Origin of the sequence: Oceanobacillus sp. J11TS1, assembly GCF_018333215.1 — a bacterium.
In the GTDB taxonomy this organism is placed as follows: Bacteria; Bacillota; Bacilli; order Bacillales; family Amphibacillaceae; genus Oceanobacillus.
In genome coordinates this window covers 76,684-89,311 of record NZ_BORO01000005.1, presented here as the reverse complement: position 1 = coordinate 89,311, position 12,628 = coordinate 76,684, and the positions used below count along the sequence as shown (strand labels likewise).

General features: G+C 37.3%; 15 protein-coding genes. All 15 read right to left on the bottom strand.

What is annotated here, in order from left to right:
* Positions 1 to 2 precede the first annotated feature (2 nt).
* On the bottom strand, positions 3 to 377 hold the full coding sequence (aroH, locus tag KI343_RS05950) for a chorismate mutase (RefSeq protein WP_212925524.1): 375 nt from the start codon (positions 375 to 377) through the stop codon (positions 3 to 5).
* Positions 374 to 1,450: a 3-dehydroquinate synthase gene (gene aroB / locus KI343_RS05945; protein WP_212925523.1), complete on the bottom strand. Its 1,077-nt coding sequence runs from the start codon at positions 1,448 to 1,450 to the stop codon at positions 374 to 376. Before aroB ends, aroH begins: the two co-directional genes overlap by 4 nt.
* On the bottom strand, positions 1,451 to 2,620 hold the full coding sequence (gene aroC / locus KI343_RS05940) for a chorismate synthase (protein ID WP_212925522.1): 1,170 nt from the start codon (positions 2,618 to 2,620) through the stop codon (positions 1,451 to 1,453). It lies immediately after the preceding gene.
* A gap of 180 nt (positions 2,621 to 2,800) precedes the next feature.
* The gene (locus tag KI343_RS05935; RefSeq protein WP_212925521.1) at positions 2,801 to 3,574 is read right to left on the bottom strand and encodes a CheR family methyltransferase; all 774 of its coding nucleotides are present in this window, start codon (positions 3,572 to 3,574) and stop codon (positions 2,801 to 2,803) included.
* A gap of 70 nt (positions 3,575 to 3,644) precedes the next feature.
* Positions 3,645 to 4,091 (bottom strand): nucleoside-diphosphate kinase, encoded by a 447-nt coding sequence (gene ndk / locus KI343_RS05930; protein ID WP_212925520.1) that lies wholly within the window; start codon positions 4,089 to 4,091, stop codon positions 3,645 to 3,647.
* A gap of 99 nt (positions 4,092 to 4,190) precedes the next feature.
* Positions 4,191 to 5,162, bottom strand: a complete 972-nt coding sequence (hepT, locus tag KI343_RS05925; protein WP_212925519.1) for a heptaprenyl diphosphate synthase component II — start codon at positions 5,160 to 5,162, stop codon at positions 4,191 to 4,193.
* 39 nt (positions 5,163 to 5,201) lie between these two features.
* Positions 5,202 to 5,909: a demethylmenaquinone methyltransferase gene (gene menG / locus KI343_RS05920; protein ID WP_212925518.1), complete on the bottom strand. Its 708-nt coding sequence runs from the start codon at positions 5,907 to 5,909 to the stop codon at positions 5,202 to 5,204.
* Positions 5,910 to 5,927: 18 nt separating this feature from the next.
* On the bottom strand, positions 5,928 to 6,698 hold the full coding sequence (locus tag KI343_RS05915) for a heptaprenyl diphosphate synthase component 1 (protein ID WP_483874247.1): 771 nt from the start codon (positions 6,696 to 6,698) through the stop codon (positions 5,928 to 5,930).
* A gap of 255 nt (positions 6,699 to 6,953) precedes the next feature.
* Positions 6,954 to 7,178, bottom strand: a complete 225-nt coding sequence (gene mtrB / locus KI343_RS05910) for a trp RNA-binding attenuation protein MtrB (protein ID WP_212925516.1) — start codon at positions 7,176 to 7,178, stop codon at positions 6,954 to 6,956.
* Between the two features lie 128 nt (positions 7,179 to 7,306).
* Complete coding sequence (locus tag KI343_RS05905; RefSeq protein ID WP_147207791.1) at positions 7,307 to 7,579, bottom strand: HU family DNA-binding protein; 273 nt, start codon at positions 7,577 to 7,579, stop codon at positions 7,307 to 7,309.
* A gap of 380 nt (positions 7,580 to 7,959) precedes the next feature.
* Positions 7,960 to 9,438, bottom strand: a complete 1,479-nt coding sequence (gene spoIVA / locus KI343_RS05900; RefSeq protein ID WP_212925515.1) for a stage IV sporulation protein A — start codon at positions 9,436 to 9,438, stop codon at positions 7,960 to 7,962.
* A 616-nt stretch (positions 9,439 to 10,054) separates the two neighbouring features.
* Positions 10,055 to 10,774, bottom strand: a complete 720-nt coding sequence (locus KI343_RS05895; protein WP_212925514.1) for a hypothetical protein — start codon at positions 10,772 to 10,774, stop codon at positions 10,055 to 10,057.
* Between the two features lie 16 nt (positions 10,775 to 10,790).
* Positions 10,791 to 10,997, bottom strand: a complete 207-nt coding sequence (locus KI343_RS05890) for a DUF2768 family protein (RefSeq protein WP_306432548.1) — start codon at positions 10,995 to 10,997, stop codon at positions 10,791 to 10,793.
* 260 nt (positions 10,998 to 11,257) lie between these two features.
* Positions 11,258 to 11,518, bottom strand: coding sequence for a stage VI sporulation protein F (locus tag KI343_RS05885; RefSeq protein WP_212925512.1), 261 nt, complete (start codon positions 11,516 to 11,518; stop codon positions 11,258 to 11,260).
* Between the two features lie 57 nt (positions 11,519 to 11,575).
* The gene (locus tag KI343_RS05880) at positions 11,576 to 12,616 is read right to left on the bottom strand and encodes an NAD(P)H-dependent glycerol-3-phosphate dehydrogenase (protein WP_212925511.1); all 1,041 of its coding nucleotides are present in this window, start codon (positions 12,614 to 12,616) and stop codon (positions 11,576 to 11,578) included.
* Positions 12,617 to 12,628: the final 12 nt, after the last annotated feature.

Below are 12,628 nucleotides of genomic sequence, written 5' to 3'. Positions count from 1 at the left end.
ACTTAACTATCCTTTCTTTCTAAAAGATCCGGACGAAGCTTTACAGCCTCTCTTTGGAATGTATGCTCTATTTTTTCTTGACTTTTTTCGGTATTTACTACCATCATAATTCGAATACATTTAGGCAGACTGTTCGGAACAGCTATTTCCTGCATACACATCACAGGTACGTATTTCCAGCCGTTAATTTCACGTAATGCTTTGGCGGGGAAAGCTGCGTCTACATCCTTCGTTACCGAAATAAAAGCGTGGGAAACGTCTTCCGGATGAATTTGATTCTTTGCTGCCATTTCAAGTACTAAATCTTTTGTACGTTCAATTATTTCGCCTGCTTCATTATGTTCTACAGTTGTAGCGCCTCGCACGCCTCTTGTCATAACTTTTTCATCCTCTCTATATATGTTCTCATATAGGCCTCCACAGAGGAATCATCTAAGTTTTGGACGGTTGGCTCACCAACTTTATTTAACAACACCATTTGGATTCGGCCTGAGACCGATTTTTTATCTGACTTCATACTTTTAATGATTTTGGGAATGTTCGCTTCTTCTATGTTAATAATTGGATATTCATTTTTCTTCATCCAACCATGTAGTTCAGAGAAAGGAAGTTGGTGCTGATTCACATCTTCACTGACATGAAAGGCAAATAATAAACCATTTGCAACAGCTTCCCCATGCGTTACTTTTCCATAACCAAGTGTAGATTCTAACGCATGTCCTAAAGTGTGACCAAGATTCAAATACTTACGAACACCCGCTTCTTTCTCATCTGCTTCCACAATATCTGCTTTTACTTTTATACCAGCTTCCAAATGGTTCTCCAGCTGGAAAGAAGAAATTCCCTTTAATGAAAGCGTCCATAATTCTTCTACTAAACTACTATTAGAAATCAGCCCTTCTTTTAAAATTTCAGCATAGCCGCTCCGAACTTCTTGATAAGGTAAAGATTCCAAGGTTTCCGTGTCATATAAAACAGCTGCCGGAGGATAGAAACAGCCAATTAGGTTCTTTCCTAATTCGTGATTAATAGCCACTTTCCCACCAACACTGCTGTCATGCGCTAAAATGGTTGTTGGGATTTGAATATAATCAATACCACGCATAAAAGTGGCTGCAACAAATCCTCCTAAATCGCCTATAACACCGCCGCCTAGAGCAACAAGGAGTGATTTACGATCTAAACCACTCTCTATTGCCTTTGTTTGTAATCTATCGTATTGTTCGATACTTTTAGAAGCCTCTCCAGCTGGAACGATATATGAAAAGATATTTTCAGCTCCCAAGCTGTCAAGAACATCCTGCAGGTATCTTTCTGCTACATGATCATCTGTCACAACTAAAATGGAACTGTATTCTTTCTTTAACCATCTGTTTAAACGAAACCTTAAACCAGCTTCCATCACAACGGGATAGCTATGCCGGCTAGATTGAATAGTCAATTGTTTCATTTAAAAGCACCTAATTTCTTCACGGTATGCGTCAATAGCTTGTTTTAATTGAGGAAAACGATCACTTGAAAATTGTTCCGTTATGGCCTTAGCAATTTCAAAAGCGACCACATGCTCCATAACCACGGAAGCAGCTGGAACAGCACAAGCATCCGATCTCTCTACAGTTGCCTTAAAAGGCTCTTTGGTTTCAATATCAACGCTTTGTAATGGGCGCTTCATCAACGTTGGAATAGGTTTCATCACACCGCGTACCACAATCGGCATGCCCGTAGTCATTCCACCTTCAAAACCGCCTAAACGGTTAGTTGTACGATAATATCCATCCTCTTTGTTCCAGGCAATTTCATCGTGAACTTCACTGCCATTTAATCGGGCAGCTTCAAATCCAATACCGAATTCTACCCCTTTAAAAGCATTAATACTTACCACACTCGCTGCAATTTTACTATCTAGCTTCCTATCATAGTGAACATAAGATCCAATTCCAGCCGGCATACCTTCCACATATACTTCACAAATACCGCCAATCGAATCACCTGCTTTTTTTGCCTCATCGATGGCTTCAATCATCGGCTGCTCAACATTTGAATCTAATACCATAACAGGGGAACTCTCAGAAATTTCAGCTCGTTCCTTGGCTGTCAAATCTAGTTTTTCTTCTGCACGAATGCCAGCAATCTCTTTCACATATCCAGTAACATAAATACCTAGTTGTTCTAAAAGAGATTTTGCCACAGCGCCTGCAGCAACTCTTGCGCCTGTCTCTCTTGCGGAGGAACGTTCTAATACATTCCGCATATCCCGATGACCATATTTCAGACCGCCATTCAAATCAGCATGACCCGGGCGCGGCTTGGTTACAACTCTGCGTAATTTAGCTCCTTCTTCTAAAGGATCGGCTCCCATAATGTCTGTCCAATGCTTAAAATCATCGTTATGTATGACTAGTGAAACAGGAGAACCGAGCGTATATCCATGTCTTACACCACTTGTAATGTCTACTGTATCCTTTTCAATTTGCATCCTCTTTCCTCTGCCATGTCCGCCTTGTCTTCTACGCAGGCTTTTGTTAATATCTTCTGCTTTTAATTCCATCTGGGAAGGTAACCCTTCGATAATCGTAGTTAATTGTTTTCCATGTGACTCTCCAGCTGTTAAGTAACGCACTATACATTCTCCTTTACCTTTTGAAGCTATTAAAAACGAGTAAGAAAAGTTATCACCAAAACATTCCTAACATAACATGTCGTATTTTTTTGATAATACCGAATATACTTCACTCGTTTAAATAGTTGAAAGTTTTCTAATTACTATACCACATTTCTCAACATTTCGGGTAGTGTAAATTTAGTCTTTCCGATAAAAAAAGCTATCTTCTAAGTAAAATCCAAATTGTTCGGGGTTAAATATCTGTTCTGTACTCCCAACAAACAAGCACCCATCTTTTGTTAAGGCCTTACTAAAATTGTGAAAAATATTGTTTTTGGCATCATCGGTAAAATAAATTAAGACATTTCGGCATACGATGAGATCTACGCCTGTTGGATAATCATCTTCTAATAGATTATGGCGCTCAAAACGGATATGTTTTCTTAATGCGGGGTCGACCTGGAATATCGTTCCTTGGGACGTAAAATATTTTTTCTTTAAAGCAGCTGGTAATTCTTTCAATGAGCGCTCTTGATAATTGCCCTCCTTGGCCGCTTTTAAAACAGTTTGATCAAAGTCCGTAGCGCGAATTTGATAATTTATGTTTGGAAAATTTTCTTCTAACATCATTGCCAGACTGTATGGTTCCTCACCTGTTGAACACGCTGCACTCCAAATGGTTAATCTTTTCTTACCCTTTATTAATGCAGGAATGATTTTATTCTGCAAAACATCCCAGCGATTTGGATTTCGGTAAAATTCGGAAACATTTATCGTTAATTTTTCTGTGAATTCCTCTAACATTTTCGGGTCCTTTTGACAAGCAGCGAAATAATCAACATAGTTTTTAAATTTATATTTATCTCTTAACGTCGTAATTCTCCGTTTCATTTGTGTTTCTTTATATAAGCTTAAATTCAGCTTAAGTGCTTGATGTACCTTTTGTTTCATTAAACCATAATCATCCATCATAAAATATCCTCTCCTGCCTTCACGTAAAAACCCCCGCTAATTTAACGGAGGTTTAGGTAACGCTTTCACTTTAATAAATCCATGTTTCAGTTTGTTTGTTGTAAGAATGAAGCTCTTTTTCGTTAAAAAACAGGCTAATTTCTCTTGAAGCGCTTTCTAAAGAATCCGAGCCGTGAATGATATTCTTGCCAACGTTAATGCCATAGTCTCCTCGAATAGTTCCCGGAAGTGCTTCAGACGGATTTGTTTTCCCCATCATTGTACGAGCAGAAGCTACTATATTTTCTCCTTCCCATACCATTGCAAATACTGGTCCAGAAGTGATAAAATCAACCAGCTCCCTGAAGAATGGACGTTCCCTGTGTTCCCCATAGTGTGCTTCAGCTAAATCCGTAGATATTGTCATTAATTTAGCCCCAACTAATTTAAACCCCTTTTGTTCAAACCGTGCAACGATATCCCCAATTAAGTTACGTTGCACACCATCTGGCTTAACCATTAAAAAAGTTTTTTCCATTTAAATCACCCTGCCCCTATGTATTTAAAATATGACTTCTAAAAGTCTAACCTCTAAAATAGTAACAAATTATCTGATTAATAACAATATCTTATTTAACTAGGAACGTCTTTTTCCTATAAATGTAGCAATATCTTGTAAACTTTTCTTTGCTTTGGATGTTTCTAAACCATCCAGGGATCGCAATGCTTTCTTTAAATAAAGATCACTGACTGCATAACTTCTTTTGATTGCATCTGTATTTTTTAAAGAGGTAATCAAATTTTGCATGGTCTGCTCTTCAATATCCTGTTTGCTGGTAATTAATGTTGTAAATTGGTCTCGCAATTCCTTGTTTTCCATCGCGTAAAGAACTGGAAGTGTAATATTTCCTTGTAACAAATCATTGCCTGCAGGTTTTCCAAGCTCTTTTGCAGTAGAAGTAAAATCTAGTATGTCATCTATAATTTGATAAGACATACCAACATAATAGCCATACCGATATAACTTGTTAGCATCTTGGTCACTTAGTCCCCCAACCAGTGCACCCAATTTGCAGCTGCATGCAATTAACAATGCTGTCTTTCGCTTTATGCGACGAAGATAATCACGCAGGTTTTGATTCCATTGATATTTAAATTCTATTTGCTCAATTTCCCCGACAGATACTTCTACAAGTGTTTTTGATAATAATGTATGTATTCTCGGATCCTCTATTTTCGTAATTTCTTCCAAAGCTCTTGCAAGTATGAAGTCTCCCGTATACATAGCTATTCTATTTCCGTAGTTAGAGGCTGTTGTCGGTTTCCCGCGACGAAGCTCGGCTTCATCAATCACATCATCATGAACGAGTGTCGCCATATGAATGAGTTCTAAAGTCACGGCAACCTTTTGTATCTTCTCAAAATCATAATTCCCTAAATGGCAGGAAAGCAAAACAAAAACAGGACGAATACGTTTCCCTCCTGCTCTCAATAGTGCTGTAGAAGCGTCTCGAAGTACGGGATGATCAGCCTGAATGCTTTTCTGTAATGTTTTCTCTATAGAGTCCATATCTTTCGTTAAAAAACCATAAATCTTTGGTAGTTTCATGTAAGTCACCTTATTTTACTAGTAAATTCATTCCGTTTCTTAAGATTTATGCCCCATGTGCATAGCAGCGCCACCGCCAGCATAAGTCTTCACATCAACATACTTGAAGCCTGCATCAAAGAACATTTGCTTCAGCTGATTCTTATCTGGAAAATTTTTCGCGGATTCTTGTAACCAGGAATACTCTTGGTAACTTTTCGCAATAAATTTCCCTAATAATGGCATGATAAATTGAAAATAAAAATAATACAATTGTCGGTATCCAACCAAAGTAGGCTGTGAAGTTTCCAGACAAACAACCATGCCGCCTGGTTTTACAACACGGTACATTTCTTTTAGAACTGTCATATAATCGGGAACATTACGCAAACCAAATCCAATAGTCACATAATCAAATTGATTATCTTCAAAAGGAAGTTCCATCGCATTGCCATGGATCCATTGAATTTCATCCAACTGTTCCTGCTCCCCTTTTTCCTTTGCAATAGACAGCATGTTCTCGCTAAAGTCCAGTCCTATTACTTTCCCATCCGTTCCAACAGCTTTCGCTAAGGAAATAGACCAGTCTCCTGTTCCACAACATACGTCCAACGCGCTGTCTCCCGGTGAAACGTGCATCCGCTTCATGACATCTTTACGCCATAATGTATGCTGTTTAAACGAAATCACAGAATTCATCGAGTCGTAGTTTTCATATATTGTTTCAAACACATGATGGACACGTTCTTCTTTAGAGGAATAGCTCATAATTCTTTACACTTCCTTTTAAAGTCTTGAAGTTCTCATTTGCTTCGTTTCTTGTGAATAAAAAAATTGTTCCATAAACACCGTTGAACTAGATAGATTAGAAATATCGCTATATACTGCTTTTTCATAATCACGGATTAACTTTTCGTCTATTAACGGCATCGATGTTGCTTTGTCATTACGTTCTTCCCATTCTGCACGTAATAAAGAATGTCCATAATGTGCTTCTTCTGAATCTAAACGTTGATACATCAGCCAGTTTTGAATAATTGACTCTAAATCGGATCCGTATAAATAATTCGCAACATGCACTAATAAAGATGCATTTAATTTCGTTTTTATATTTAACCATGTTTCAAGCGGTAATTGTTCCTCATAGTATAAGGTTACTTTTAATTCATTAATCTCACGAATGGCATTCGCAAGGGTTTGGATAAACTGGACTTCTCCAGCTTCTGCAAGCAGTAAATAATATAATCCGCTATAATAATCACCAGAGAGCACTTGAAGCTGCTTTTCGATTATTTCACTTTCTGTATCAGCTCTTTGTTTAATTGGAACCAAATCATGTGTATCCAAGGCAATTTGAACAAGCATGGTTGAAATAATATATTTTTCACGTTGTACCGTAGTTAACGATTTATGTTGTTCAATAAGAAATAATAATAATTTCCACTTCTCTTCATCGATAACTGGATAACTTATATGCTTATGGATATATGGATCATACAATTTATCTTCCAGTATTTTTCTATAACTCTTGTCTGTTGTCATAAATGAAGTCAACACTATCACCTGGATCCTTTCAGCCTTTCATTGCTTTTGCTATTATAGCACATTTTACACGTTATAAAAACGAAAGAACTCATACCATTAAAAGCTTCTACAGAAAAATGCACTCCGCGTCTGTTAAAAAACGAGAGAAAACCGAACCAGACATTTAGGGTTGGTTCAACGCTAGTCGAATTCCCCTTGCTGCCTCAGATAACCTACGAATTAATATGCGTCAAATTTTATAAATTTATTTCTGCTTTCATAAACACATTATAAATTTTCTACCTCACCGTGGCTTGTTTGAATAAGTGCTTTACCGCGAACTTTAATGGCAGAAGTATGCTCTGTAAATTGAGCAATCATAATTTCTCCTTGATCTAGTTTTTCGGAATGATGAAACTTTGTATCACTACCACGAGTTAAACCAATTACTTGTACGCCGTCTTCCAACGCTTTAATAACGAAATAATCTGCTTTAACACTCTGATCAGACATGTATTATCCCTCCATGTTTAAATAAGTCGCTATATGTACATGATAAAATCTTATATTATAAACAAAGGAGAGGGGCACGTTTATGAACGTGCCCCTCCCTTTTGTATGCTCCGGATATGTAAAACTTATTATTTCACGCTATCCTTAAGAGCTTTACCTGGTTTAAAAGCAGGAACTTTGCTTGCAGGAATTTCGATTTCTTCTCCTGTTTGTGGATTACGTCCTTTACGTGCAGAACGTTCACGAACTTCAAAGTTACCAAAACCGATTAATTGTACTTTTTCACCATTTTTCAGTGAATCCATGACTGCTTCAAATACTGCATCTACAGCTTTTGTTGCGTCCTTTTTTGAAAGATCGCTTTTTTCAGCCACAGCATTTACTAAATCTGTTTTATTCATGACATTCACCTCCTCCCAAAATATTCATTAGACAAATAGACTTGTTAGTCTGCCTATTCCATGGTCTGTTTCATCAAAGTCACCCTTAAGATATGATGACAAGGCTTATAATAAACGAGTTTGAGATAAAATTCAACAAAAACTATCGATTTCTCTAGAATTTATTGAGATTTTACATGAAATTTCCTTTTTCTTAAGTTAAATAGGCTAAATCCTTACTAAACAAGCATTGTCAGCTTACCCTAAATCTATACGGTATTTCAAAGTTTTTTTTGGCGTTGAGAAGTAATTTTTTATTATCCTTGCTTTAAAAAGTCTGTTTAAAATACGATATACCAATTTTTTATGAACAAAAAAATAAGCAGCTGTAAATTAGCTGCTTATAATATAATAGCGATTAAACCGCCTGATCCTTCATTTATAATTCTTTCTAAAGTATCTTTTAATTTATATCTGGCATTTTCTGGCATTAAAGAAATTTTTCCTTGAATACCTTCTCGGACAATAGAGCTCAATGATCTGCCAAATATATCTGATTCCCAAATAGATAGTGGATCTTCTTCAAAATCTTGCATGAGATAGCGAACCAGCTCTTCACTTTGCTTCTCCGTTCCGATTATTGGAGAGAATTCAGACTCTACTTCGACACGAATCATATGAATAGATGGCGCGACTGCTTTTAATCGAACACCAAACCTTGATCCTTGGCGGATAATTTCTGGTTCATCCAATTGCATATCTTCTAAACTTGGAGCAGCAATACCGTACCCAGTTTGTTTGACCATTTGTATAGCGCCAGAAACTTGATCATATTCTCGCTTAGCATGCGCAAAGTCCTGCATTAATTCTAATAAATGGTCTTTCCCGCGAATTTCTTCTCCTACGATTTCCTTTAACACATGATCATATAATTGGTCAGGTGCATGTAAATCAATTTCGGCGATACCTTCTCCCATTTCCATTCCGGCCAAGTTAGCCCCTTCAATATATTCATAATCTCTAAAATGGCCAACAATATGATCAACATCTCGCAACCGCTTGATATCTTTTACCGTATCCTGTATTGCTTCTTGATAGTTTTGACGAAGCCAATGATTTTCTTTTAAAACCATTACCCAGCTTGGAAGATTCACATTCACTTCAAGTACCGGGAACTCAAACAATGCTTCACGCAATACATTATAGACATCATGTTCTGTCATGGACTCTACACTCATTGCTAAAACTGGAATGTCATGCTCTTCCATCAGCTCATCTCGAAGCAATGAGGTAGCTTTGCTATGTGGTTCTGTTGAATTAATGACCATAATGAAAGGTTTACCAACTTCTTTTAACTCTTCAATAACCCTTGTCTCTGCTTCAATATAGTCTTCCCTATCTATTTCTCCAATGGTTCCATCTGTGGTAACGACGACCCCAATTGTAGAATGCTCCTGAATTACTTTGCGGGTACCGATTTCTGCTGCATCATGAAAAGGGATAGGGTCCTCATACCACGGTGTATGAATCATACGTGGACCATTTTCATCTTCAAACCCTTTTGCACCTTCTACAGCATAGCCAACACAGTCAACTAGACGAACATTTACTTCTAATCCATCCTCTACATTTACTTGTACTGCTTGATTTGGAACAAACTTTGGTTCTGTTGTCATAATTGTCTTTCCTGCTGCGCTTTGCGGTAATTCGTCATGTGCTCTTGCTCGTTCACTTTCACTTTCAATATTCGGAAGTACAACTAACTCCATAAATTTTTTAATAAAGGTGGACTTTCCTGTACGGACTGCTCCGACGATTCCAAGATATATGTCACCATTTGTTCGTTTCGATATATCCTTAAAAATATCTGTTTTTTCCAAAAGATCCCCTCCCGATCTCCGTACTTTGATATACATCACCCGTAATAGTTGGACACTAACAGTCTATGATGTTGTCCTATTAGATTATGACTGGTTTCACATATTTTCGTAACACGTCCATCAGAGTAGATGAAGTAAAGCTAAATTTCTTTCTCTTTCCTATTTGTCAAACGGATTAGAGAATTTAAATAGCACTTTAATTTCTTCTTCTAAATAAATTCAACAACAAATACGCTTGTTAAATGACAATATGTTTAGAAAAGCGGTGTTTTCATAAAGCAACTTTATAATTCCATGTATATGCCTATGTAAAACGATTTATTCTACATTTCAATCTAATAAAACTACATTCATGGGAGGGGTAAGTGTAACCGCACACAATGCGATTAAACACCTTTATATCGAAGAACAATTGAAAACCATTTTCCTTTTATAAAGTGTCTTCCTGATGCAAAACACACTAATTTATTCGGATCTGCGTCAAAATCATGATGTTATCGCAAAATAGGATAAACATGGCCTCGTTTTTTCATAAGGCAAAGACTGGCTGTGGCTATCTTCATCTTCCCTAAAACGAAAGAGTCATACAGTCTTATTAACTGTATGACTCTTCTAATTAGCTTTCTTCCATAAATACTGCTTGGCCATCTTTTATGGTATATGGCAGTGAATAAACAGGAACAAATGGTGCATGATCGACTAAGAGATAACGAATATCATCGCCTTCTCTATAATCATGATCATATTCCTCTAATGCTTGATTCAAATCATAAGAATAATCAATGTATAAATTCCCTTCTAAATCCATCACAATCGGCAAATCCGCTTGTGAATAAGGGCTTGTTACGGTCGGCGCTTCCTTTAAACCTAGCTTTTCATAATCGACTGTATAAATTTGATCAGAAATTTTTTCTCCAAATGCCGGATAAGTGTGCTCTTGTCTATAGACATCTAATCGTATATTGACACTGCGCAGTTGTTCTGTTGCTTGTAAATCAATTAGCCGTACGAGTAAGTCATTTTCTGGATCAACAATGACATATTGGTATACGCCACCTTCTTCAAATGCATTTCCTGGTATTTCAGTCAGATAACCTTTTTCCTGCATCTGTTTAAAATCAATTAAATACTTTTCAAAAATAGGTGTATCATTGCCTTTTGTCTGTATTGGCACCAATCCGCCTTCTTCTTCTCGGTAGGTCTCTACTGCCTGCTGGACAACCGCTAACTGTTCTTCATTCGGAACTTGATTTTCTGCACGTTCACTTTGAGGATACATGCAGCCGCTTAAGAGTAGAAAAATGAAAGGTAATGCAAACAAATATGTATATTTCATAGATAAACTCCTTTTCCTATCTTGTTGGTCCACTAAATGTAACGTATAAAATAATCAAAGCGCCGGCTACAAGACAAAAATACGCTAAAAATGTTATAATACCGCCAAACAACCCTCGCAGCTTTGCTCTACTCCATACAATTAACCCCATGGCCAGGATCAATAAAAACATCCCGACAAAGGAAACATACATCATCAACATGGATATTGACAAAGTTTTCACCCCTATTCCAATCAGAATACACTTCAACAGGTGCTATTATAACATAACTGCCTAGCTATGTACCTCTGAATAACTGAAGAAACCTTGAACGACCTCTCCAAATCAATTATTTATTTGCATATTAAAAACCTATGGCAAAGGGGGCAACTTTACCATAGGTTGACTAAATAATATCCTCAGCAACTCTATTCCTTGAATGCTGGTGCGATTTATCTTATGCATCATATTGAAAATCTGTATCCTCAACTGCCTATAAAACGCTATTTTTTAAATAGGTTATTTAAGGTGTTCATGTCTCCTGGCATTTTATTCTTGACAATGGATTGTACAATTTTATCTTCTCTTTCCTTAGAGAGAGGTTTGTTCGCCATTTGTGAAAGCTGTCTTACGAGATTACGAACCGTTTTTTCATCGGAGAAATCTGCATTTTTTACCGAATCAGCCACTTTATATACTTCTTCAGGACGAATATTTGTGTTCTTTTGTATCTTGTCAAACATACCTTTTTGAAAATTATTCACATCATTTCCTCCTTGCTTTTCATTCGTCATATTATATGCAAGGAGTGAAATTATGTGTTACTGATCCGAATAGCGCTCCTTTAAAACGGCGCTTATATCATCTATTTCTTGGCGTTTACTTCGATTCATTAACTCATCTACAACATCTTTTGGGTTTTTATCTTCAAATAGGACTTGATAAATTCCTTCTGTAATCGGCATTTCAACATTTTGTTCTTTTGCCAATTGATGTGCAGCCTGAACAGTACGAACACCTTCCACAACCATACCCATTTCTTCTAAAACCTGGTCTAAGTTATTTCCTTTTCCTAATAAGTTTCCAGCTCTCCAATTCCTGCTATGGACACTCGTACAAGTAACAATTAAATCTCCCACACCGGATAATCCAAGGAAGCTTAACGGGTTTGCACCGAGAGATGTACCAAGACGAGCAATTTCTGCCAGACCTCGCGTAATCAACGCAGCCTTTGCATTATCTCCGTATCCAAGACCGTCTGAAATCCCTGCTCCTAGCGCAATAATATTTTTGAGAGCTCCGCCAACTTCAATACCTAAAATATCATCGCTTGTATAGACACGTAAATTTTCACTGTTAAACAAATCTTGTGCCTGGCGTGCTCTATCAAGACTGACAGCGGAAACAGATACGGTTGTCGGGTGTCTCAATGCTACCTCTTCTGCATGGCTAGGCCCAGATAAAACAACAATATTTTCATACGGGAAATTTGGCATTTCCTCAGATATCATTTCCGATACACGTTTTAAAGTGCCTGGTTCAATTCCTTTCGTAGCATGAATAATCTGCGTACTAGAGGAAATATAATCTTTCAGATGCTGACAAACTTCACGTATTGCTTTTGTCGGCACACAAACGATGGCGGCGTCGACGCCCTTAGCTGCCTCTTCCATATCATAAAAAGCGGTAATATTTTTCGGGATCGCTACATCTAAATAATTTTTATTTCGATGTGTTTGATTTATTTCCTCTACATGTTCTTTGCGATGTGCCCATATGCGAACCTCATGGCCGTTATCTGCTAAAACAATTGCAAGTGCTGTCCCCCAGCTTCCTGCACCAAGTACTACAACCTTACTCATATCAACTCTCCC

Coding starts and splice junctions, on each gene's coding strand:
- KI343_RS05895 (WP_212925514.1), bottom strand. CDS start 10,774: ATGAAATATACATATTTGTTTGCATTACCTTTCATTTTTCTACTCTTA.
- aroB (WP_212925523.1), bottom strand. CDS start 1,450: ATGAAACAATTGACTATTCAATCTAGCCGGCATAGCTATCCCGTTGTG.
- ndk (WP_212925520.1), bottom strand. CDS start 4,091: ATGGAAAAAACTTTTTTAATGGTTAAGCCAGATGGTGTGCAACGTAAC.
- KI343_RS05935 (WP_212925521.1), bottom strand. CDS start 3,574: ATGATGGATGATTATGGTTTAATGAAACAAAAGGTACATCAAGCACTT.
- hepT (WP_212925519.1), bottom strand. CDS start 5,162: ATGAAACTACCAAAGATTTATGGTTTTTTAACGAAAGATATGGACTCT.
- KI343_RS05880 (WP_212925511.1), bottom strand. CDS start 12,616: ATGAGTAAGGTTGTAGTACTTGGTGCAGGAAGCTGGGGGACAGCACTT.
- KI343_RS05905 (WP_147207791.1), bottom strand. CDS start 7,579: ATGAATAAAACAGATTTAGTAAATGCTGTGGCTGAAAAAAGCGATCTT.
- aroH (WP_212925524.1), bottom strand. CDS start 377: ATGACAAGAGGCGTGCGAGGCGCTACAACTGTAGAACATAATGAAGCA.
- mtrB (WP_212925516.1), bottom strand. CDS start 7,178: ATGTCTGATCAGAGTGTTAAAGCAGATTATTTCGTTATTAAAGCGTTG.
- menG (WP_212925518.1), bottom strand. CDS start 5,909: ATGAGCTATTCCTCTAAAGAAGAACGTGTCCATCATGTGTTTGAAACA.